Origin of the sequence: Pseudoalteromonas sp. SA25, assembly GCF_011378705.1 — a bacterium.
Taxonomy (GTDB): domain Bacteria; phylum Pseudomonadota; class Gammaproteobacteria; order Enterobacterales; family Alteromonadaceae; genus Pseudoalteromonas; species Pseudoalteromonas arctica.
The window spans coordinates 58712-81604 of the sequence record NZ_WTKV01000023.1; the positions used below are offsets into that span (position 1 = coordinate 58712).

19 protein-coding genes are annotated in these 22893 nt (G+C 40.8%); 17 read left to right on the forward strand and 2 right to left on the reverse strand.

The window, feature by feature from the left end; all coding sequences use genetic code 11:
- Window positions 1-130 precede the first annotated feature (130 nt).
- From metA to GQR45_RS17055, 7 genes are all read left to right on the forward strand, one after another.
- On the forward strand, window positions 131-1078 hold the full coding sequence (gene metA, locus GQR45_RS17025) for a homoserine O-succinyltransferase (protein ID WP_007376156.1): 948 nt from the start codon (window positions 131-133) through the stop codon (window positions 1076-1078).
- Window positions 1068-2141, forward strand: a complete 1074-nt coding sequence (locus tag GQR45_RS17030; protein ID WP_165726565.1) for a homocysteine S-methyltransferase family protein — start codon at window positions 1068-1070, stop codon at window positions 2139-2141. Before metA ends, GQR45_RS17030 begins: the two co-directional genes overlap by 11 nt.
- A gap of 9 nt (window positions 2142-2150) precedes the next feature.
- A complete protein-coding gene (gene metH / locus GQR45_RS17035) occupies window positions 2151-4781 on the forward strand; it encodes a methionine synthase (protein ID WP_165726566.1) in 2631 nt (876 codons plus the stop codon).
- Between the two features lie 136 nt (window positions 4782-4917).
- Entirely contained in the window at window positions 4918-5676 is a 759-nt protein-coding gene (locus GQR45_RS17040; RefSeq protein WP_165726567.1) for a hypothetical protein, read from the forward strand.
- A gap of 2 nt (window positions 5677-5678) precedes the next feature.
- Complete coding sequence (locus GQR45_RS17045) at window positions 5679-6434, forward strand: hypothetical protein (protein WP_165726568.1); 756 nt, start codon at window positions 5679-5681, stop codon at window positions 6432-6434.
- A 173-nt stretch (window positions 6435-6607) separates the two neighbouring features.
- On the forward strand, window positions 6608-7105 hold the full coding sequence (locus GQR45_RS17050) for a (2Fe-2S)-binding protein (RefSeq protein ID WP_002958127.1): 498 nt from the start codon (window positions 6608-6610) through the stop codon (window positions 7103-7105).
- The gene (locus tag GQR45_RS17055; protein WP_165726569.1) at window positions 7102-9363 is read left to right on the forward strand and encodes a molybdopterin cofactor-binding domain-containing protein; all 2262 of its coding nucleotides are present in this window, start codon (window positions 7102-7104) and stop codon (window positions 9361-9363) included. Before GQR45_RS17050 ends, GQR45_RS17055 begins: the two co-directional genes overlap by 4 nt.
- 68 nt (window positions 9364-9431) lie before the next feature.
- On the opposite strand, the gene GQR45_RS17060 is transcribed toward GQR45_RS17055, so the two are convergent.
- Entirely contained in the window at window positions 9432-9629 is a 198-nt protein-coding gene (locus tag GQR45_RS17060) for a CsbD family protein (protein WP_007581220.1), read from the reverse strand.
- Window positions 9630-9909: 280 nt separating this feature from the next.
- Between GQR45_RS17060 and GQR45_RS17065 the strand changes: the two genes are divergently transcribed.
- The 5 genes from GQR45_RS17065 to GQR45_RS17085 all read left to right on the forward strand — a co-directional run bounded on the left by GQR45_RS17065 (window position 9910) and on the right by GQR45_RS17085 (window position 15715).
- Window positions 9910-10323 (forward strand): group II truncated hemoglobin, encoded by a 414-nt coding sequence (locus tag GQR45_RS17065; protein WP_165726570.1) that lies wholly within the window; start codon window positions 9910-9912, stop codon window positions 10321-10323.
- Window positions 10324-10406: 83 nt separating this feature from the next.
- Complete coding sequence (gene hrpB / locus GQR45_RS17070) at window positions 10407-12833, forward strand: ATP-dependent helicase HrpB (protein ID WP_165726571.1); 2427 nt, start codon at window positions 10407-10409, stop codon at window positions 12831-12833.
- 94 nt (window positions 12834-12927) lie between these two features.
- Window positions 12928-13392, forward strand: coding sequence for a nuclear transport factor 2 family protein (locus tag GQR45_RS17075; protein ID WP_007581226.1), 465 nt, complete (start codon window positions 12928-12930; stop codon window positions 13390-13392).
- A 15-nt stretch (window positions 13393-13407) separates the two neighbouring features.
- On the forward strand, window positions 13408-13752 hold the full coding sequence (locus GQR45_RS17080; RefSeq protein WP_007581228.1) for a DUF6694 family lipoprotein: 345 nt from the start codon (window positions 13408-13410) through the stop codon (window positions 13750-13752).
- A 397-nt stretch (window positions 13753-14149) separates the two neighbouring features.
- Window positions 14150-15715 (forward strand): diguanylate cyclase, encoded by a 1566-nt coding sequence (locus tag GQR45_RS17085; RefSeq protein WP_240920264.1) that lies wholly within the window; start codon window positions 14150-14152, stop codon window positions 15713-15715.
- A gap of 49 nt (window positions 15716-15764) precedes the next feature.
- Here the strand turns inward: GQR45_RS17085 and GQR45_RS17090 are convergent, their stop codons facing one another.
- Entirely contained in the window at window positions 15765-15980 is a 216-nt protein-coding gene (locus tag GQR45_RS17090) for a hypothetical protein (RefSeq protein ID WP_002958138.1), read from the reverse strand.
- Between the two features lie 170 nt (window positions 15981-16150).
- Here GQR45_RS17090 and GQR45_RS17095 point away from each other — a divergent pair, with 170 nt between their 5' ends.
- The 5 genes from GQR45_RS17095 to GQR45_RS17115 all read left to right on the forward strand — a co-directional run bounded on the left by GQR45_RS17095 (window position 16151) and on the right by GQR45_RS17115 (window position 22880).
- Complete coding sequence (locus GQR45_RS17095; protein WP_165726572.1) at window positions 16151-18058, forward strand: DUF1800 domain-containing protein; 1908 nt, start codon at window positions 16151-16153, stop codon at window positions 18056-18058.
- A 9-nt stretch (window positions 18059-18067) separates the two neighbouring features.
- Window positions 18068-19408 (forward strand): DUF1501 domain-containing protein, encoded by a 1341-nt coding sequence (locus GQR45_RS17100; RefSeq protein WP_165726573.1) that lies wholly within the window; start codon window positions 18068-18070, stop codon window positions 19406-19408.
- A gap of 108 nt (window positions 19409-19516) precedes the next feature.
- Window positions 19517-20230 (forward strand): DUF1499 domain-containing protein, encoded by a 714-nt coding sequence (locus tag GQR45_RS17105; protein ID WP_165726574.1) that lies wholly within the window; start codon window positions 19517-19519, stop codon window positions 20228-20230.
- A 143-nt stretch (window positions 20231-20373) separates the two neighbouring features.
- A complete protein-coding gene (locus tag GQR45_RS17110) occupies window positions 20374-21420 on the forward strand; it encodes an NAD(P)-dependent alcohol dehydrogenase (protein WP_165726575.1) in 1047 nt (348 codons plus the stop codon).
- Between the two features lie 134 nt (window positions 21421-21554).
- Window positions 21555-22880 (forward strand): IS4 family transposase, encoded by a 1326-nt coding sequence (locus GQR45_RS17115; protein ID WP_165725782.1) that lies wholly within the window; start codon window positions 21555-21557, stop codon window positions 22878-22880.
- The last annotated feature ends 13 nt before the right edge of the window (window positions 22881-22893 follow it).

Sequence of the window (22893 nt, forward strand, 5' to 3'; positions counted from 1 at the left end):
CTAAAGCATGCTTGTAAGTAAAGTATAAAATCATGAATAAATTTCATTTAGACATCTATACATCTAGAGGTTGATATTTTTCACTTTCAGTTCATAATTAAGCTTCGGTTTTTATGAGCAGGAGTAAAGTATGCCAATTACAGTAAAAGACGAGTTGCCGGCAATTGCACGTTTACGTCAAGAAAACGTATTTGTAATGCCAAAAACACGTGCAAAAACGCAAGAGATACGCCCAATGCGTTTGGCTATTTTAAACTTAATGCCTAATAAAGTAGAAACCGAAGTTCAGTTTATTCGTTTGCTTGCCAACTCGCCTTTGCAAGTAAACGTAGAACTACTGCGTCTCGACACTCACCGCAGTAGCAGTAATTCAGAAGAGCACCTTGATACCTTTTATCGTTATTTTTCTGAGGTTAAAGACAACAATTACGATGCGTTAATTGTAACCGGTGCGCCACTTGCCCATTTAGAATACGACGATGTAGCGTACTGGGATGAGCTAAAAGTCATTATTGATTGGGCTGAGCAACACGTTACCTCTACGTTATTTTCGTGTTGGGCAGCACATGCAGCGTTATATCACCGTTACAATTTAAAGCGCGATTTAAAAGACGACAAACTGTGTGGCGTATTTACCCACCAATGTTACTTTGATCACGGCGCACTGACTCGCGGATTCGACGACACCTTTTTAGTACCGCACTCACGCTACGGCCACATCGATATAAATAAAATAAACGCTTGTGATGAGCTAGTTGTACTAGCTGGTTCTGAGCGAGTAGGGGCTTACTTACTCAAAAATAAATCAGGTAGCCAAGTGTTTATAACCGGCCACCCAGAGTACGACGCCGACTCGCTAAAAGCAGAATACGAGCGCGATTGTAAAAAAAGCCCTAATGCACCAAAACCCGAAAATTACTTTCCGGATGACGATGCAACCAAACAACCTTCAAAAACGTGGCAAAGCCATGCTTTTTTACTTTTTTCGAACTGGTTAAATTACTACGTGTACCAAACCACACCGTATGATATTAATTTAGTTAGCCAAGACGTGAGGACTAACAACTATGCCGAATAACGCTCCTACAAATAATAAGCAAGCCGAAATAAGCGCCGCATTAAAAGAACGCATTTTAATTTTAGATGGCGCTATGGGCACCATGATCCAAGATCATAAGCTAGAAGAAGAAGACTATCGCGGAGAGCGTTTTAAAGACTGGCATGTATTAATTAAAGGCAATAACGATTTATTAAGCCTAACCAAGCCCGATTTAATCACTGATATTCATCGTGGTTTTTTATCAGCGGGCGCCGATATTATCGAAACCAACACGTTTAACTCGACCACTATTTCGATGGAAGATTACGACATGGCAAGCTTAAGTCGTGAAATAAACCTAGAGTCGGCTAAATTAGCACGCGCAATTTGCGATGAATTTACGGCTAAAACGCCAGAAAAACCACGCTATGTAGCCGGTGTTTTAGGGCCGACATCTAAAACGTGTTCAATTTCGCCAGACGTAAACGATCCGGGTTACCGAAATGTCACCTTTGATAAGCTGGTTACTGCGTATATTGAATCAACACTTGCATTAATGGAAGGCGGCGCCGATTTAATATTAATCGAAACTATATTCGACACCCTTAACGCAAAAGCGGCCTCGTTTGGCGTAGAAGAAGCCTTTGAGCAAGCAGGGCGCACATTACCAGTTATGATCTCGGGTACTATTACCGATGCCTCTGGTCGTACGCTTTCGGGGCAAACAACCGAAGCATTTTATAATTCTATTCGCCATATTAAGCCTATTTCGATTGGTTTAAACTGTGCGCTTGGTCCTGATTTACTGCGCCAGTATGTAGAAGAGTTATCGCGCGTGTGCGAAACCTTTACATCGGTACATCCTAATGCGGGCTTACCAAATGAGTTTGGTGAATACGACTTAGAAGCGGGCGATATGGCAACCGAAATTATCGATTGGGGTAAATCGGGCTTTATTAATATAGTAGGCGGATGCTGTGGCACCACGCCTGCGCATATTCGCGCTTTTGAAAAAGGTTTAGCGGGCGTTAAACCACGCCAACTACCAGAGCTTGAAGTACGCATGCGTTTATCAGGCCTTGAAGCCTGTAACTTAAATTAAGGAGCCAGCATGACCCAACAAATAGCAGTATTTACTAATGTCGGCGAACGTACCAATGTAACGGGTTCTGCCATGTTTAAACGTTTAATCATGGAAGAAGACTTTGAAGCCGCGCTAACAGTGGCACGCGAACAAGTAGAAAACGGCGCACAAGTTATTGATATAAACATGGACGAAGCCATGTTGGACTCAAAAGCCGCTATGGTTAAGTTTTTAAACTTAATAGCCTCAGAGCCTGATATTTCTCGCGTACCAATTATGGTCGACTCCTCAAAATGGGAAGTAATAGAAGCAGGCTTAAAGTGTATTCAAGGCAAGGCAATTGTTAACTCAATATCGTTAAAAGAGGGTGAAGAGCCGTTTATTCGCCAAGCTAAAATAATAAAACGCTTTGGTGCAGCCGCTGTTGTAATGGCGTTTGATACCGACGGGCAAGCCGACACGGCAGACCGTAAGTTCGCAATATGTGCGCGCAGTTATAAAATATTGGTAGAAGACATTGGCTTTGCGCCAGAAGATATTATATTCGACCCTAATATATTTGCCGTAGCCACCGGTATTGAAGAGCACGATAACTACGCCGTAGAATTTATTGAAGGCACTCGCCGTATTAAGCAAAATTTGCCGCACTGTAAAGTGTCGGGCGGTGTATCAAATGTATCGTTTTCGTTTAGGGGTAATAACCCCGTACGTGAAGCCATTCACTCGGTGTTTTTATATCACGCTATTCAAGCTGGTATGGACATGGGTATTGTAAATGCGGGGCAACTAGCCGTTTACGATGATATACCAGAAGAACTACGTAAAGCCGTTACCGACGTAATACTTAACACCGACTCAGGCGCAGGCGAGCGTTTAGTAGAGCTTGCACCAAAATACTCAGGTATGGCGCAAGCCGAGCGAGTAGAAGATTTAGAGTGGCGCACATGGCCTGTTGCAAAACGCCTTGAGCACGCGCTTGTTAAAGGTATTACTACCTTTATAGATGAAGATACCGAAGAATGCCGCGCCGCAGCAGCTAAACCTATTCACGTAATTGAAGGGCCGTTAATGGACGGCATGAACGTAGTAGGCGACTTATTTGGCGCAGGTAAAATGTTTTTACCACAAGTTGTTAAATCGGCGCGCGTAATGAAGCGAGCCGTAGCCTACCTAGACCCATACATTGAGCTTGAAAAAGAAGAAGGCTCAACTAACGGTAAAATAGTAATGGCGACCGTAAAAGGTGACGTACACGACATAGGTAAAAATATTGTGGGTGTTGTACTGCAATGTAATAACTATGAAGTAATCGACTTAGGTGTAATGGTACCGGCTGATAAAATATTACAAACCGCAATCGACGAAAAAGCCGATATTATTGGGTTATCGGGCTTAATTACCCCATCGCTTGACGAAATGGTACACGTAGCAAAAGAAATGAAACGCCGTGGTTTTGAACTGCCGCTGTTAATTGGTGGCGCAACTACTTCTAAAGCGCACACCGCAGTAAAAATTGAGCCGCAATATGACAAAGGCGTAGTGTATGTAAGTAATGCCAGCCGTGCGGTAGGTGTAGTATCTAATTTATTATCAAAAGAGCATAAGCCTGGTTTTTTAGAAAAAACCCAAGCTGAATATGTAAAAGTACGTGAGCAACAAGCGCGTAAAAAACCACGTTCTAAGCCTGTTACAATCCAGCGTGCCCGTGATAACGCAGCAAAGCTTGATTGGGATAACTACACGCCACCAGTGCCTAAAAAGCTTGGCGTGATCGAGTTTAAAAACGTATCAATTGCCACTTTACGTAAATACATAGATTGGACGCCATACTTTATGACGTGGTCAATCGCTGGTAAATACCCGCGCATAATGACCGATGAAGTAGTAGGCGAGCAAGCGCAAAGCTTATTTAAAGACGCTAACGATATGTTAGACGACCTTGAAAAAGCATGCAGTTTGCAACCACTTGGCGTAATAGGTTTATTCCCTGCTAACCGCGTTGGGGACGACATAGAAATATACACCGACGAAACACGCAAAGAGCTGTTAACTACCTCATGTCATTTACGTCAGCAAACCGAAAAAACCGACTTTGCTAACTACTGCCTAGCCGACTATATAGCACCCAAAGGTACACCAGATTATTTTGGCGCATTTGCAGTAACGGGCGGTTTAGAAGAAGACGACTTAGCGAATGCGTTTGACGCACAACAAGACGACTACAATAAAATAATGATTAAAGCGGTTGCCGACAGGCTCGCAGAAGCGTTTGCAGAATACCTGCACGAAAAAGTACGTAAAGAGTATTGGGGTTTTGCACCAGACGAAAACCTAGCAAACGATGAGCTAATACGTGAAAACTACCAAGGTATTCGCCCAGCGCCAGGTTATCCCGCGTGCCCAGAGCACACCGAGAAAAAGAAAATTTGGCAGTTGCTCGATACCGAAAAACGCATTGGTATGCAGCTAACTAGCTCGTACGCCATGTGGCCAGGTGCTGCTGTTTCGGGTTGGTACTTTTCACACCCAGAGGCTAAGTACTACGCAGTAGCCGCAGTGCAAAAGGATCAGGTAGAAGATTACGCCAAGCGAACTAATATGACGCTTGAAGAAGCTGAACGTTGGCTATCGCCTAACTTGGGGTATGATCCGGAGTAAAAGCGCAGCGGTCAACTATCAGTTAAAACAAAAAACGAGCCTAATTTGGCTCGTTTTTTATTAAGAAAACTTATTTTTAAAGTATTAAAAATAGTTAATATATTCATTATTTAAACATAAATTATAAGGAAATATTTTGAGCTCTATAAAAGAAGTTTTATTTGGTGAACAAGAGAAACAGGCTGAAAAATGGGTTCGCGAAAGGCTTACTGATCAAAATTTAACAGTTGAATCTGAGGAGTGGCAAAGTTTACTCAATGACTATTCAGCTTATCAAGATTATTTAAATGATGAATATGAATGGATTTCAGAGATAAAATGGTTAAAAGAAAATGGCTCAGTTGATATCTATCAAAATTTTGTGACTGAGTTAACCAATATCAAAAAACTTGCTGAAAATTCACTTTCTGAACCTATACCTCTTAATGAAAATTTAATAATTAAGATGTGTTATTCATACTCAGTAACACTTCTAGAAGCTTTCTTAGGGGACTCAATAAAAGCTTTAATATCTGAAAATAAAGTTTATCTCAATAATGCGATAGAGCGTTTGGAACAAATAAGAAATACGAAATATTCATTGTTTGATTTATCTGAATCAGGAATGGGTTTAAGTGGGTTGGCAATTAAGTGCGTTAGTGAAGTATTATTTCACAAAATTGATAAAACCATGGAAATGTACGAAAAAGTACTTGGTTGTAAAATAAATATAGACACTTCTAAAGTGAAATTAATCATCGACATAAGACATGATATTGTTCATAGAAATGGGTATACCAAAGAAAACGAGGTAATTGATATTCTTCCTCATGATTTATATCAGGCTATTACTGATATAAAACATCTGGTTAATAAGTTGCAGAAAATAATAGCGAATCAAAAACTAAAGGACTAAAAATGAAGTATCTAAATTTCATCTTACTTTGCTTATCTCTACTTTTCACATCTAGCACATTTGCGCTTGAGCAAAAGTATCACGAGTTCGTTTTACCTGTTATTGCTGCCTTTACAGATCACGATAAACCTGCAATTGCTGCACTTATTCGTTACCCATTAAAACGACGATACCCGATACCTGACATTAAAGATGAGGCTGAGTTTATTAACCGCTTTGATGAAGTGTTTGACGACGAGCTTATTGCTGTTATTGGCAGCTCTAATATTAATACCGATTGGGATAGCGTAGGTTGGCGCGGCATTATGCTAAATAACGGCGTTATGTGGGTAGATACCGACGGTAAAATTATTGCTGTAAATGCACAAAATACTAAAGAGCAGGCACTTGCTAAAAGACTAATCGAAGACGATAAGCAATCTTTGCATTCAAGTATTAATAACTTTGAAAAGCCAGTACTCGATTGGAAAACGGCTAACTACCATATTCGTGTTGATGATTTAGGTGATGGAAATTACCGTTATGCAGTGTGGGGTATTAATAAAAAGCCAAGTGACAAGCCTGATATGGTTTTACTAAATGGCGATATCACATTTGAGGGCAGCGGCGGGAATCATCATTATACGTTTAAAAAGGGTCGCTATAGTTATGTGCTACAAGTAACCATTATTGGCTGCGATACATCACCACCAGGTTGGCTTGAAGTTTATAAAGACGATGAGCGATTGTTGTCTGAAGATGTTATAAGCACCCATTAATGTATGTTTTAGTATGCTTGATAATGTAGATCTGTTTTTAACAGTAAAACGTTCTAATAATTAGTATTTTTATAAAACAGATCTAAGTGGTAGGCTAAAAGTAGTAAGTAATTAAAAATAGTTCTCGCGCAACAAGGAACCCTCCTGTAAAGCGCTTTGCCAAGGAGTTTAGTATGATCACGCTTACCATTAATGGTAATAAACATGAGTTTTCTGGCGATCCGTCAACGCCAGTATTATGGTATCTCCGAGACGAATTGAATTTAACTGGGCCTAAATTTGGCTGTGGTATGGCACAGTGCGGTGCGTGTACCGTGCATATTGATGGGGTAGCTCAGCGCTCGTGTGTATTACCTGTAGCGGCAGTAGCGGGTCTTTCAATTACTACAATTGAAGGGTTAAGCGAGCAGGGCGACCATCCAGTACAACAAGCATGGGTTGAGCATAAAGTACCGCAGTGTGGTTTTTGCCAGTGCGGCCAAATGATGCAAGCTGCAAGCTTATTAGCTGCAAACCCAACCCCTACCGACGATGAAATAGTAAGTAATATGTCGGGAAATATTTGCCGTTGTGGTACATACCCGCGTATTCATAAAGCAATTAAATCAGCTGCTAAAACCATGGCGAGTGTTCAGTATTTTGACCCAAATGAACAAGGGGAAGAAGTATGAACCAAGATAACAAATACTTTGATTTAAACCGCCGTAAGTTTTTAAAAACCAGTGCAATAGGTGCGTTGGTACTCGGTACTTATTTTGTAGGCAGTGCGCCAAGAGCATTTGCGGGTGTGTTAGAGCAGCCATCTGAGCTGGCAAAACGCGCAAACTTATTTATTGCACTGCGCCCAGACGGCATGGTTGAAATAACCTGCCATCGCTCTGAAATGGGTCAGCAAATTCGCACCGCGATTGCACAAATTGTTGCCGATGAAATGGAAGCCGCGTGGGATAAGGTTATTGTTATTCAGGGTAAGGGCGACCCTAAATACGGCGATCAAAATACCGATGGCTCGCGCAGTATTCGCTACAACATGCAGCGCCTGCGTGAAATGGGCGCAAGTGTACGTTACATGATGCAGCACGCTGCCGCTAAGTTTTGGAAAGTTGATCCACAAACCTGTACTGCTAATCAACACGTTGTTACACACAGCTCAGGTAAATTGCTTACTTATAAAGATTTAATCGACTTAGCGCTTACAATAACGCCACCAGAAGCTGACAAACTAACGCTTAAAACACGCAAAGAATGGCGTTATATTAATACCGGCATGGCGCACATAGATTTAGCCGATTTAGTAACAGGTAAAGCTATATTTGCAGCCGATGTACGGGAACCACAAGCGCTGGTGGCTATAATTGAACGCCCGCCGGTAGTAGGCGGTGTTGTTAAGTCGTTTGATGCCAGTGCTACAAAAGCGATAAACGGCGTTATAGATGTTATTGAAATACCTGCACCAAAAGGCGCACCGCAGTTTCAGCCAAAAGGCGGCATTGCGATTATAGCTAAAAACACATGGGCTGCATGGCAAGGGCGTAAAGCATTAAAAGTCGTGTGGGATGATGGCAAAAATGGCGATTACAATTCAAAAGAATTTAAAAAGTCATTACTAAAAACAGTACAAACTCCACAGGCAAACATACGTGATAAAGGCGATGCCATGGGCGTGTTGGCTAAATCGAGCAATAAACTCGTAGCTGATTATTACGCGCCGCACCTTGCTCAAGCACCAATGGAGCCACCTTGTGCAACAGCTATGTACAACAAAGACAGTGTTGATATATGGGCTGCTACGCAAAATCCACAAGCCGATATGAAAACAGTGGCGGCAATGCTTGGCATGGATGAGAGCAAAATTAATGTTCACGTTACCATGTTAGGGGGGGGATTTGGGCGTAAGTCAAAACCTGACTTTTCAGCAGAAGCAGCTTATCTTTCAATGAAAGTAGGCAAGCCTATTCGCGTGCAATGGACGCGTGAAGACGACATACAACATGGTTTTTACCATGCAGTTTCGGCTCAGCACATTGAAGCATCGCTAGATAAAAATGGCGCAATAGAATCGTATTTACACCGCACCGCGTTTTCACCAATTACCTCTACCTTTTCAGAAGGGGCGACTACGCCAGGAAGCTTTGAACTGCGCTTAGGATTTACCGATAACCCTATTAACACACCTAATATGAAGTTAGAAAACGGTGATGCGCCTGCTAAAGCACGAATTGGTTGGATGCGTTCTGTATCAAATATTTTTCATGCCTTTGCTATTCAGTCATTTATTGGTGAAGCAGCGCACAAAGCCGGTCGCGACCAAAAAGACTATTTACTAGACACGATAGGTCCGAGTCGTATTGTTGATGTAACTGAGCAAAATGCTACATACGATAATTACGGTGGCGATAAAGCGGTTTATCCGTTAGATATTGGCAGGCTGCGCCATGTTATTGAAAAAGTAGCTGACATGAGTAAATGGGGTCGAGAACTTCCTAAAGGTCGAGGTTTAGGCATAGCAGCACATAGAAGCTTTTTAACTTACGTAGCTACGGTAGTTGAGGTGGAAGTGTCGGATGCTGGCGATTTAAAAGTAATTAAATCGTGGGTTGCCATTGATGCGGGTACGGTTGTAAACACCGACACGGTTAAAAACCAAACCCAAGGTGGCTCTATTTACGGTATTACAACTGCAATCAGCGATGGTATTACCTTTGATAAAGGGCGCGTACAGCAAAGTAACTTTCATGATTACCGCGTACCGCGTATGAGCGACTCACCTCTTGAGATTGACGTTGAAATTGTACAAAGCGATGCACCACCAGCAGGTGTTGGCGAGCCATCTACACCGGTTTATGCGCCAGCATTATGTAATGCTATTTTTGCAGCGTGCGGAAAGCGTATTAGGCAGTTACCGATTGGTAACCAATTAAAAGCGTAGCTAAATAACCTACAGCTTAAACAAAAAAACCGCCAAATGGCGGTTTTTTTAAAAGCGGTTAACGGGGTTTAACGACCTTTTTCAAACTCATCAACTTCACGCTCTGCTTCTTCTTTAGATTTACCGTATTGCTGCTGGATTTTACCAACTAGCTCTGTACGGCTACCTTCAATTTTATCTAAATCGTCGTTGGTAAGATCGCCCCACTTTTGTTGAGCCTTACCTTTAAGTTCTTTCCAATTACCTTCGATACGATCGCTGTTCATAAGTTTATCCTTACTTTAGGTTAGTGAATTAACTGTCAGTTATAAAGTAGCAAGCCTTGTACCAATGAATAATAATAGTTTTATTACTTTTATTATCAGTTGGTTATATTTTTATGTTGAGCGATTTTGTTTTTGATATTGCGCTATTTATTAAAAAATATACATAGCAGCCTGTAATTATTGCTGACATAAGTTACGCCACTTTGATGTAACTCATTCTTAAATTTTTGTTTTAAGCTAATATGCAGGTATTAAACAAAGTAGTTAACCTGAGTGAGTTATGAATACAAAAACGTGTGAATACGGAGTGGATGACTGCTCATACAAAATGGCAGGTGAGTTAGCAGGTATTACACAATTGGTGAATGCGTTTTACGATAATATGGACGCTTTAAAAGAGGCTGAAAATATAAGGAGTATGCATTCAAAAGATTTATCAGCATCACGTAAAAAGCTCGCTTATTTTTTGTCGGGCTGGTTAGGTGGTCCTAAATTATACGCTGAACATTTTGGCAGTATTAACATTCCTCAAGCGCACAAACATTTACATGTAGGAATTGAGCAAAGTGACGCATGGCTTTTATGCATGCAAAAAGCGGTTGATAAGCAACCTTACGAAGCCTCATTTAAAATTTACTTAATGCAGCAATTACGAGTGCCTGCAGATCGAATTAGAATGGTGTCGGGTAGTTAATAGCAATTATTAATAAACATCTACCGCGGTGTCGCTGCGGTTTTTTGTTACAATGCCTGCAAAGCAATTTAGGGTAAATAGCTGTGCTGCCGGTTCAAGACATATATCAACAACTCGTTACTACATTACAAAGTAATCCTATTACGTTATTACAAGCGCCGCCTGGTGCGGGTAAATCTACGTGGTTGCCGCTGCAACTAATGCGCGATGGGCATTTTAAACGTATTGTAATGCTAGAGCCTCGCCGTTTAGCTGCTCGTAATATAGCCAGCTACCTAGCAAAGTGCCAAAACGAGAGTGTTGGGCAAAGTGTGGGCTTGCGGATTAGGGGCGAGAGTAAAGTAAGCGCTAATACGCGTCTTGAAATAGTTACCGAAGGCATGCTAACGCGCATGATGCAAAACGACCCCGAATTAAGCGATATTGATTTACTGATATTTGATGAATTTCATGAGCGTTCAATTGCAGCCGATACCTCACTTGCCTTTGCGCTCGAGACCCAAAGTGCGCTGCGTGAAGATTTAACCATTATGCTTATGTCGGCAACTCTTGATACTGAGCGTTATACAGCGTTTTTTGACTGCCCTGTAATTCAATCAAGCGGTCGCAGCTACCCAATAGACGAAGTATACATACCCATAAAAGATGAAAGCCGCTGGCTTGATGCAATTCCTAGCATAATAAAACAAGCACTTAATGAGCAAACAGGTAGCGCATTGGTGTTTTTACCTGGGCAATTTGAAATACTACGCGTGCAACAAGCACTGAACGATTTACCCAGTAACTGCATAGTCGCAACGCTATTTGGCGAGCAAGATAAAGCTAATCAGCAAGCTGCTATTGCTCCTGCACCAAACGGTATGCGCAAAGTAGTGCTTACCACCAATGTAGCCGAAACCAGTTTAACTATTGAAGGCATACGCATTGTAATTGACAGCGGCAAGCGCCGTGCAGCGACCTTTAATTTAAAAACAGGGGTCACAGAGCTCACAACACAAAGTATATCGCGCTCCTCTGCTGTGCAGCGAGCAGGACGTGCAGGGCGAATAGAGCCGGGCATTGTTTATCGAATTGGCTCAAAGCAAACCTTTGAGCGACGTAATAGCCACGACAATCCCGAAATACTCACATCAGACATAAGCCAACTTATGCTTGAGGCAAAGCAGTGGGGAGCCAGTATTGATGAGCTAACCCTACTTGATAAGCCTACTGAGCAACAATGCGAGCAAGCAAGTAACCTGCTCAACATGCTAGAAGCTATTGATAGCAAGGGTAAGCTCACACCGCTTGGCAGTAAAATGTTAGGTTTTGGTGCTGATATTCGTTTGGCGCATATGCTATTAAAAGCACAAATACTTGATGACCAACTCCCTGGTATTTTTAGGCTCGCTATTTATTTAGTGGCATTACTTGAGAGCCGAGTAAACAGTGCAAACGAGTTGAGTTTAGCGCTGCATAGCCAACAGCAACGTCCGCATCCGGTATTTAAACAGCAGTTAAAATATTGGCAAAGCCGCTTAAAAGTAAAAGACGAAAACAGCGAATTAAATACGCATTATATTAGTTTGCTAGTGGCATTGGCGTACCCAGATCGCATCGCTAAAAAACGCGGTAATGGTTACCTACTTGCCAATGGTGCAGGTGCTGAGTTAAATGCCGATTACTGGCACAACGACGATTACTTAGCTATAGCAACCATGGGCGGGCACAAAGGAGGGCGTATATTTGCAGCCACCGCGCTTAACCCATTTGAGTTACAAGAATTTTTACCGCATTTATTTAGTGAACTTACTCGCTGTGAGTTTGACGAAAAATCAGCACGTTTTATTCATCAAGATGAAGTAAAGCTCGGGGCTATAACGCTCAGCAGCCAGCCTAGTAAACAAAAACTAGATAAGAGCGAGCGCGCTAAAGCGTGGCTAAACTTATTTGCTAAACACGGTTTTGCATTATTTAACGAGCAACCTGATGCGCAGCAATTGCTGATACGTATGAGTCTAGCAAGTAAGTTATTACCCGATAAATTTCCAAAAACAAATGAGCAACAACTCATTCAAAATGCAGCGCAGTGGCTAAGCGTGTTTTTAGAAGATATTAAAACGCTCACGCAGCTTAAAAAGTTTAACTACTTTGAAGCATTACAAAACTGTTTTGATTGGCAACAACAAACCGCGTTAAAAGCACTGTTACCACTGCGCTTAACGGTGCCAAGTGGCTCAAATATAAAAATAGAATACCAGCTTGATGGCCCCGCAAAGCTAAGCGTGCGTATGCAAGAAGTTTACGGCTTGACCAGTACGCCTATGCTTGCCAACGGTAAACTGCCACTGCTTATGGAGTTGTTATCGCCAGGTAAACGCTCATTGCAACTTACTCAAGATTTAGCGCACTTTTGGGCTAGCAGTTACCGCGATGTGCAAAAGGAAATGAAAGGTCGTTACCCTAAACATTTTTGGCCAGACGACCCTGCCAACAGCGTTGCAACCAACAGAGTAAAGAGCAAAATGTAGGTGTTAGTACTTAAAACTATTTGTTTTATTGTTGAACATATTAATATAGTGTTCCTATAAATGAATCAATATTTTTAACTACAGGGAATAAGTGATGAAGCTACTTTTAACGTTAGGTTTGGCTCTAGTAACTGCTTTTTCGGCTTATGCTGAAAAGCCACTCGACTTAAATGCGTTTGCGCAGCAGTACTATAAAACAATGACCGCCACACAAGCACCTAACGCAGGTGCTAAAGAGCTTGAGGCTTACCTTGCATTGTTAACCGATGATATTGGCAATCAGCATATTCCGTATCAACCGGATGACTCACGTACTCCAGATGGTAAAAAGCAGATGCGCAAAGGTATGAGTTTTTACTTAGGTGCGCACACGTTGTTTGAAAGCACACTGCTTAATACATTTGTGTTTAACGATACAGGCTTTGCTATTCGTTATAAAAACTATGTAAAAGGTATTCATCCGCAAAATAAACAGCCAATTGAGTATACCTCCACAATGATGGAAGTGATTGAAATTGAAAACGGCAAAGTGGCGATGATCCGCAAGTATCACGAATAACAAATAAGGATATATATGAAACATTTACTTATCGCATTATCAATATTAATGCTTAGTGCATGCGTTAGTACAAAAAATGATTTTAGATTTGATGGCTCCACACCAGAGACAACTCAAGTGGGAGTTAATAAAGTTTTAAAAGCATTAAAGCCTCAAGATTCCATGCGTTTTTTAGGCGCTTTAATCGCAATTCAATTTTCTGACGTGCAAAGCTTAGACGATATTATGGGCGACCCGACCATGATGGGGGAAATGAATTACTTTATTATTGGCAAAAAAATAGATGGTTTAAATTATTACGAAGTACTGGAGCTTGCGAGTTCGTCTCCATCAAAAGTTGAATTTTCTGTAGTGGAATAATTTCAGCTTTTTGTACTACTTTAAATGTGTAATACCAATCCGCAATAATACTTAATCATTTTGCGGGGCTAAACGTGTCGCTACCTGCGTTAAAAAATTCCCATTTAGAACAACTAAATAGTGAATTTTTTGCCTAGCTATCAACACGTTTTTCCGCCCTCAAAATAGACCACTTAATTAAGCGAATTGGTATAATTTTATGTCTATATTAAATATATTATTGAAAGGGCTAAAGTTTTAACGCTATAAAATTTAATAGTAAACTTTGTTTATTCCTGCTCATGAATTTATACTACGCTTTAGTAAGAAGCTAATTATTTATTATTTAGGTACAGGGAGTCTAAAATATAAAAATGTAAGCTACTTTGACTTAATTTTACACGATTAGATAGAGACTATGACATTAAGATTTTTTGTAATAATAGGTACTTTGATTTTAATGTGCTTTGTAACAAGTTTATTAGTAGGGTACCGCTATTTCTTTAGCCTGCCGACCATAAACACTAGTATTGAAGATTATCAAAATCGTGAATTATTAAGTCTTAAAATTGCGCTTGATAGAGAGTTTATATTTTTAGAAACACTCAATTATGACTACGCCGTATGGGATGATACCTATAATTACATGGCTGATTTTGACGTAGAATATGTAGATTCAAACTTTGTAGGTGACACCTTCTACTCTCTCAAAATTGATGGTGTGTTTATCTACGATATAAACTTTAATATGGTTTACAGGCAAGCGTATAATTATATTAAACATACTGAGTTTGATGCACCTGATTTAGATTTACAGGTTAATAAATTAAACCGCGCAATTATTCCTAATTCAAAAGCCTCTGAAGACGACAACAGTTTAAGCCATTCTGGTTTTTTGCAAACAGCGGACGGCCCTGTCATGTTTGCATCGCATGTAATAAAGCGAACAGATAAAACAGGTGAGCCTGTTGGTAGTATTGTTTTTATAAAAAAAGTAAGACCGTCGTTGATCAAGTCCTTAGCTGAGATTGCACAAGTGGAGCTTAGCTACTCACAAATAGAACAGGCTAGTTCTTTAAACGATATTGCGACGCTTAAAGGGAGCCTCCAAGGAGAGGACATTGCCACTCAAAGGAAAAGGGTGATTCTAGATATAAACGGTAATCCACTTATTGCTTTGAACATTAAGCACCACCATCAAACACTGCCAGTTTTATTTGATCACTATTTAAAACTTATTTTGTTAATGTTTTTTGTAATGTCACTTTTGAGTTTCTATATTGTAAATCGTTACTTTATTGAACCACTTATTAACGGTGCGTCCGCTATCAATTCAATGCTGGTTAAAAACGATTTACAGCCTCTGAGATTCAGTAATAAATTTTTAGAGATGCGCGTTTTAATTAGCGGGTTTAATGCATTAATTAAACAAGTTAAAGATCAAAATTTTAAGCTTGAAAAAATAAGTAAAATTGATGGGTTAACCCAAATTTACAACAGGCGTGCCTTTGACGAAATTATTGCGGCGCAATGGGAACAGGCTCAACAGCAAAAAAATGCCTTTGGAATAATATTACTTGATGTAGACCATTTCAAAAATTATAACGATTTTTATGGTCACCAAGGCGGAGACAACGTTTTACAAGCTCTTGCCCAAAAGCTAAAGCAAGTAGCTAAGCAAAACACAGGTACAGTGGCGCGCTATGGCGGCGAAGAGTTCATATTATTCTTTAAACAGCTTTCTTATGAAGAGTTTGTAGATATATCTCAGCAATTGCTTTTGGCGGTTAGGGAATTAAATCTACCTCATGAAGCGTCGCCTGTACGTGAATATTTAACAATTAGTGCTGGGTGTGTATTTGCTACAAAAGAAACCTTAAGTAGTAATAATGTGTCTATGCAATCACTAATTAAAGAAGCTGACATAATGCTTTACGAAGCGAAAAACTCAGGTAGAGATAAAACATCAATCAAATCTATATAATTCAAGTGAATTATTAAAGATGCATCAGCTGTTTTTTATTATAAAACGCTTAAACCTCTTTTCCGCCATGGCTCTGTGCTAGGTCGTCAAGTTCGGCGCAAGTATAATCAAAACCACTTTCGTCGTATTCGTATGTCACTTTTACACTATCGCCGCCATTAAAAAGTCGTGTTTTTACATCGTTAACCGGCCAGTCTTTCAGCTCGTGTAAAAACCGGTTAGCAACTTGTGAAGATTCAAAACAATAGCGAATTTCTGTTTTCATAAATAATAAAGCTCTGGCTGTTTACCCCTGCAGCTAGTGCATTATTAATGGGGCGTTCATGATTTGGTTACAAAAAATAAAGAGTTAAATTGTAAATTTTGTGTTTCAATAAATGCATCAAACTCGGTACACACTAACGTACTTTAATTAACAAATGATGACGACTTTACATGCATTATAAATTTGCTCTGATCGCAAGCTCGGTTTTTATACTAAGCGCTTGCGGTGGTTCAGGCTCAGATGATACGCCAACCGTTAACGGAAATAAAATCCCCATTTTGTCAGTCGCTGATATTCCTAGTGAATTAAGTAAGGGCCAAACAATTGAGCTAACAGCAACAGCCAGTGATAAAGACGGCACTATTACATCTGTTGTATGGCAACAAACGCAAGGGCCTGAACTAATTAGCGGGCCTTTAGAGGCAGTAACCACCTCAGTAACACTGCTAAATGCGCAAAGTTATAAGCCTGTTAATTACGCTTTTTCGATCACAGCAACCGACAATGAAGGGGCAAGCAGTGTAAAAACGCTGAGCTTTATAGCGCGCAATAATATGGATGAGATTAGCGCCGCACGGTTACTACACCAAGCAACAATGGGGCCTAAGCTTAGTGAAATACAAAACGCACAAGGTTTAAGCGAGCAGCAATGGCTTGATAAACAAATAGCGCTACCTATTAATTATCACCGTGATTATTTAGTAAAGCTAAATGACGATGACGACTTTAAATACATAAGCCGCATAGATGCATGGTGGAAAGCAGTAATGCAAAGTGACGATCAACTTCGTCAACGTGTTGCGTTTGCGTTAAGTGAAATATTAGTGGTGTCGGATGAAAATAGTGCCTTAAGAGGCCAACCTGAGGGCATGATCACTTATTACGATTTATTACTAAAGCATGCCTTTGGTAATTATCGTGACTTACTCGAAGATGTGACGCTTTCGCCTATTATGGGGACTTACTTAAGCCATTTGGGTAACGAAAAAGCAGACGATACACTTAATATTCGCCCAGACGAAAATTACGCACGTGAAGTAATGCAGTTATTTACTATTGGCCTTGAAGAACTAAATCTAGATGGGAGCGCCAAGCTTGATGCACAAGGTAATACCATTGCCACTTACGGACAGGTAGAAATAGAGGGTTTTGCACGCGTATTTACTGGTTGGACGTTTGCCGATAGTGAAACATTTAAGCGTAAAAGTCGTGATTATATTAAGGCAATGGAAGCATTTGACGAGTACCATTCTAGTAAACAAAAAACCTTACTAAACGGTGAGGTTATACCACAAGGTTATGTAGCAGAAGAGTCAATGCAAATAGCCCTCGATAACTTATTTAACCATCAAAATGTTGCGCCGTTTATTAGCAAGCAGCTTATTCAGCGATTAATTACGTCAAACCCAACACCCCAATACGTTGAGCGAGTAGCTAATATATTTATTGATAACGGCGCTGGTGTACGCGGCGATTTAGCGGCGGTAGTAAAGGCTATTTATTTAGATGATGAAGCGCGGCATTTTGGCTCAGTGCTTAATTACCAAGGTAAAATTAAAGAGCCTATTTTAAAAACTGTACAGTTTTGGCGAAATCTCGATGCTAAATCGCCAGCGGGTTATTATAAAACATGGAATTTAATAAATAGCTACGGACAAGGACCCATGCAGTCGGCTTCGGTATTTAACTTTTTTAGGCCTGATTATCAAACCGCAGCTTTGCGAAATGAAGGTATTGTTGCGCCAGAATTACAAATAGCAAACGACGCAACACTGATTGGTACCATGAACGCGCTTTATGCAAGTTTAGTATGGAGTACCGCAGAAGCGCGCAGCGATTTAAATTCAAATAGTATTTATATTTATGTTCAAGACGACATGAATGTTTTAGAGAAAAACGGTGTTAGCGCGCTATTAGCTCAGTACAACACGTTATATTTTGCAGGTGCAATGAGCAGTGACACGCGCCAAGCGTTACTTGATTTAGATGCCTATTTCAATGAAGAGCAATACCGTGAACGGGTTTCGTATTTATTATATATGATTGCTATTTCACCTGAATTTAACGTGCAGTATTAGGAGCGCATAATGAGCATTAATAGAAGAGAGTTTTTGTCGTTATGTGTAAAAGGCAGTGTATCGGCTGCCGCGCTAACGAGCCTGCAATTACAAGCATTAACTGGAGCGACTAATGCAGTTGAGCTAGGAGATTACAAAGCATTAGTGTGTGTGTATTTATACGGAGGGAATGATTCGTTAAATATGCTAGTTCCGCTTGAAGGCGAGCAACGTAGTGTTTACGAGCAAAGTAGGCAGAACCTGGCGGTAGAGAGCCCACTTGAGTTAAGTATTAAAAGCCAGTTTGCCGGTGGAGTCGGTATTCATCCCTCACTTGAACCTATACAAAATGTGTTTGAATCTCAAAATTTAGCATTTGTAGGCGGGGTAGGTACTTTACTCGCTCCCACAACATTGAATGACTATAAAAATAAAGCAATAGGTTTGCCTAAGCATTTGTTTTCGCATAACGATCAGCAAGCTGCGTGGATGTATGGTCGAGAAAAACAATCACTTAATAGCGGGTGGGGCGCACGACTTTTAGAGCGTTTAGAGTTACAAGATGAGTTTGCAGCTAATGTATCACTCGACGGTACTAATTTATGGCAAACGGGAAGTACTAGCAATGCATTTGCACTTAACAAAAGTGGCATTAGTAGTATTAACGCGTTTGGAGGGTATCAACCTCGTAGCGAGCACGTAACTTCTATTATGAACCGCTTACTAGGCAATACGAGCCATCCGTTAAGTACAGCTTATGCCAATGGCTTAACAAGTGCGATAAATAACACTCAAGCAATGAACAGCGCGTTAGAAAGCGCGCCTGCACTTATTACCCCATTTAGCGATAATAGTCTTAGTGAGCAATTTGCAGCAGTCGCTAAAACAATTAGCGTACAGGCAAAATTGAGCACTCAGCGCCAAGTGTTTTTTGTTTCTATGGGGGGGTATGATACGCACGATAACCAATTAACAACGCACCCTGCTTTATTAAATACGTTAGCTCAAGGGTTAAGTGAATTTGATAGCGCGATGAAAGAGCTTGATATGGCAGATAAAGTGACTGCGTTTACTATGTCTGATTTTGGTCGCACGTTGACCTCAAATGGCGATGGCACTGACCATGGTTGGGCAGGAAACCAAATAGTAATGGGCGGCGCAGTAAAAGGCGGCAATATATATGGCGAGCTACTAACTCAACATTTGGATGGCCCACAAGATACCGGTGGCGGGCGTTTAATTCCAAGTGTTGCTAATGAGCAGTACTTTGCCACATTGGCTCAGTGGTTTGGTGTGCCAAGCTCTGAACTTGTTGATATTTTTCCAAACTTGAGTAACTTTGATCACACAACATTGGACTTTTTTGTGTAATTAGTCGCTAATAGTAATCTAAAAGCACTTGTTAGTAGTATAAGCTACTGGTTAATAGTGCTTATCTGTTTTAATAATAAAAATCACACACAATATAGGAATCATAAAATGAAAGTTTTAGTGAGCTTAGTTAGTTTAATCGCTTTTTTACTCGTCATACTGCCAGGGCCTTTGTATAAATTTGGTATTGTAGAGCTAAAGGTTGCGTTTACGGGATTTAGATTTGGCGTTTATGCTGGTGGCGCTGCATTGGTGCTACTTATAATACAAGCGCTATTTATGCGTAAAACGTTAACGCTAAGCAGTGGTGTTATTGCACTTGTGTTTTCGGTTGTGGCTATTGCTATGCCACTTAACATGATGAACAAAGCTAAAGGCGTACCGGCAATTCATGACATTTCAACAGATTTAGTTAACCCACCAAAATTTGTAGCAATTGCGCCACTACGTGCAAACGCATCTAACCCAGTAGAATACGCGGGCGAAGAAACGGCAGTACAGCAACGCAAAGCATACCCTGAACTGGCAACGTTAAGCTTCGCACAATCTAAAGCCGATTTGATGACAGCAAGCGAACAAGCAGTTAAAAATCTTGGTTTTGCAGTAGTAAGTGCAAACACGGCTACAGGTATTGTAGAGGCTACCGATACAACAACGTGGTTTGGTTTTAAAGACGATGTGGTTATTCGTATTAAAGATGAAGGCAGCCAACGTTTTGTTGATATTCGTAGTAAGTCGCGAGTAGGGCGTAGTGATTTAGGAAAAAATGCAGAGCGCATTCATTCAATTATTAATGAATTAAACAGCTTACTTGCAAAATAATTAAATTTAGCTCCCTAGTCCTAACGATTAAGCCCAAACACTGTTTGGGCTTTTTTTGTGCCTATTTTATATTGTCAGGTTCTATTCACAGGCTATGTACTATGCTGTTGATGATTTAAATTTTTAACCACTATGGAGTTATTATGAAAACAGTAGGATATGCAGCAAAAAGCCAAGGTTCTGAATTGACAGAATTTTCTTTTGAGCGCCGCGATTTACGAAATAACGATGTAGAAATTGAAATTTTATACTGTGGTGTGTGCCATTCAGATTTACACGCCGTACGAAATGATTGGGGTGGCAGTGACTACCCATTAGTACCTGGGCATGAAATTGTTGGTAAAGTTATGTCGGTAGGTAGCGACGTTAAAAAATACAAGCAAGGCGACACGGTTGCTGTTGGTTGTATGGTTGATTCGTGCCAAAGCTGCGATCAATGTGATAACGATGAAGAGCAATTTTGCCGCGAAGGTATGATTGGTACTTACGCAGGCAAAGACCGCATTAGTGGTGAAATGACCCAAGGTGGGTATTCTAAACATGTCGTTGTACGCGAAGAATTCGTACTTTCCGTACCAGAAAATTTAGACCTTTCTCGCGTAGCACCGCTACTTTGTGCAGGTATTACTACTTACTCGCCACTTCATAAATGGGGCGTAAAAAAAGGTAGCCGTGTTGGTGTTGTTGGTCTAGGCGGACTTGGCCATATGGCTGTTAAAAATGCAGTTGCAATGGGCGCAAGCGTTACGGTAATTGGCCGTAGTGAGTCTAAAAAAGATGATGCGGTTAAATTGGGTGCTCAGCACTACTTAGTGTCATCTAATGATGACGAAATGAAAGACTCGCAATCTGCCTTTGACGTCATTATAGATACGGTACCTGTAAAACATGATTTATCTATTTACACACCACTACTTGATGTAGATGGCACTTTAGTTATTGTAGGCCAAGTTGGCCCTGTAGATGAGCTAAGCACGGTGCCATTATTAATGGGTCGCCGTCGTATTGCAGGCTCACTTATTGGTGGTATTGCACAGACGCAACAAATGCTCGACTTTTGTGGTGAAAATAACGTGCTACCTGAGTGCGAAATGATCAACATAGACGAAATTAACACGGCATACGAGCGTATGGAAAAGTCTGACGTACGATACCGCTTTGTTATTGATATGGCATCGCTAAGCGCTTAATTTACTAGGTAAATTAAAAATAAAAGAGCCGCTAATTAGCTAACACCGATCAGTTAAGGTATTTTTGATCGGTTGACCGATCTTTTGGTTGCTTCACAATACCCTTATCATCTTTTGATTATGAGGGTATTTTTATGCTTAGTCATTGGTTACTTGATACGGATATATTCGCCACTCCTGACTCTTTATCTACATTTCAGAAACATATCCCTCTTGAGTGGATTTCTAATGTGCTCGAACAGACCGATAAAGCAAGTATTCGCAAACGTAAGTTACCTGCTGAGCTTGTCGTCTGGCTTATCATTGCAATGGGTCTTTTTCGCGACCGCTCTATTAGTGACGTTGTTGAGAAGTTAGATTTAACACTCACTGATACCCTGGGCGATACGGTTGCTCCAAGTGCTATTCCTCAAGCGAGACAGCGCCTGAGTAGCGACCCCCTCCAAGCCTTATTTCACCTATGTGCAGCCCATTGGACACAAGAAGAAGATGCTGATGATACGTGGTATGGACTCCGGTTATTTTCTGTCGATGGAACGCAATTTCGTGCACCCGATACACCAGCTCTTGCTGAGCACTTTCACTATATTAAGCACAGTAAAAACCGTCATACAGAATATCCTATTGTACGCCTATGCGCCTTAAGCTCCTTGCGTAGCCGGTTGATACACCACGTTGCCTTCGGGCCCAGTTATCAAGGTGAGGTGAACTACGCAAAGCAGTTATTTGGTCATGTAAGTGATAACAGTCTAACTATTTTTGACCGATGTTATCTCAGCGCTGAGCTACTGATTAATTGGCGTAAGCAACACCCACAGTCGCACTGGATGGTCCCGATTAAAAGCAACACGCAATACACCGTCATTGAATCTTACTCTGAGCATGACTTCAAAGTAGAGATGAGTGTATCTGCGCATGCCAGAAAACAAGACCCTTCGCTTCCTGAGTGCTGGCAGGCCAGACTGGTTCTTTATCCTGAGCCAATGGGGCCTGGAAAAATAAAAGGTCTGCTGTGCTCTTTGGATGATAAACAGGCTTTTGGTGCACAGGCCATTCTTGATGTCTATTTCGAGCGCTGGGAAATTGAAAATAGCTATGGAGAAATAAAACACCAGATGCTTGAGGATAGTATTCTTTTGCGTAGTCAGACTGTGGATGGAGTCAATCAAGAGCTATGGGGTATATTGCTAGCCTACAATTTAATTCGAGTAGAGATAAGTCGAATAGCCAAAGAGGCTAAAGTCTCCCCGCTGAGAATTAGTTTTGTCATGGCTTTGCGGGATATACAGGATGAAATACTCTGGTGTGCCATCGCTTCGCCAGGTTCAATTCCAAAGAAATTAAGGGCAATGCGAGAACGAGTGAAACGTTATATTCTTCCAGAAAAAAGAAAACGGCCCAAAAGTAGGACCGTTCGAATTTCAAAAACTCGGTACACCATTAAGTCAAAGCATGCTTAACTGAATGGTGTTA

What these genes read in the sequence shown, in the direction of transcription:
- metH (WP_165726566.1), top strand. Translation starts at nt 2,151, where the DNA reads ATGACCCAACAAATAGCAGTATTTACTAATGTCGGCGAACGTACCAAT.
- GQR45_RS17075 (WP_007581226.1), top strand. Translation starts at nt 12,928, where the DNA reads ATGAAGCTACTTTTAACGTTAGGTTTGGCTCTAGTAACTGCTTTTTCG.
- GQR45_RS17085 (WP_240920264.1), top strand. Translation starts at nt 14,150, where the DNA reads ATGACATTAAGATTTTTTGTAATAATAGGTACTTTGATTTTAATGTGC.
- GQR45_RS17110 (WP_165726575.1), top strand. Translation starts at nt 20,374, where the DNA reads ATGAAAACAGTAGGATATGCAGCAAAAAGCCAAGGTTCTGAATTGACA.
- GQR45_RS17100 (WP_165726573.1), top strand. Translation starts at nt 18,068, where the DNA reads ATGAGCATTAATAGAAGAGAGTTTTTGTCGTTATGTGTAAAAGGCAGT.
- GQR45_RS17105 (WP_165726574.1), top strand. Translation starts at nt 19,517, where the DNA reads ATGAAAGTTTTAGTGAGCTTAGTTAGTTTAATCGCTTTTTTACTCGTC.
- GQR45_RS17045 (WP_165726568.1), top strand. Translation starts at nt 5,679, where the DNA reads ATGAAGTATCTAAATTTCATCTTACTTTGCTTATCTCTACTTTTCACA.
- GQR45_RS17115 (WP_165725782.1), top strand. Translation starts at nt 21,555, where the DNA reads ATGCTTAGTCATTGGTTACTTGATACGGATATATTCGCCACTCCTGAC.
- GQR45_RS17050 (WP_002958127.1), top strand. Translation starts at nt 6,608, where the DNA reads ATGATCACGCTTACCATTAATGGTAATAAACATGAGTTTTCTGGCGAT.
- GQR45_RS17095 (WP_165726572.1), top strand. Translation starts at nt 16,151, where the DNA reads ATGCATTATAAATTTGCTCTGATCGCAAGCTCGGTTTTTATACTAAGC.
- GQR45_RS17030 (WP_165726565.1), top strand. Translation starts at nt 1,068, where the DNA reads ATGCCGAATAACGCTCCTACAAATAATAAGCAAGCCGAAATAAGCGCC.
- GQR45_RS17065 (WP_165726570.1), top strand. Translation starts at nt 9,910, where the DNA reads ATGAATACAAAAACGTGTGAATACGGAGTGGATGACTGCTCATACAAA.
- GQR45_RS17080 (WP_007581228.1), top strand. Translation starts at nt 13,408, where the DNA reads ATGAAACATTTACTTATCGCATTATCAATATTAATGCTTAGTGCATGC.
- GQR45_RS17090 (WP_002958138.1), bottom strand. Translation starts at nt 15,980, where the DNA reads ATGAAAACAGAAATTCGCTATTGTTTTGAATCTTCACAAGTTGCTAAC.
- metA (WP_007376156.1), top strand. Translation starts at nt 131, where the DNA reads ATGCCAATTACAGTAAAAGACGAGTTGCCGGCAATTGCACGTTTACGT.
- GQR45_RS17055 (WP_165726569.1), top strand. Translation starts at nt 7,102, where the DNA reads ATGAACCAAGATAACAAATACTTTGATTTAAACCGCCGTAAGTTTTTA.
- GQR45_RS17060 (WP_007581220.1), bottom strand. Translation starts at nt 9,629, where the DNA reads ATGAACAGCGATCGTATCGAAGGTAATTGGAAAGAACTTAAAGGTAAG.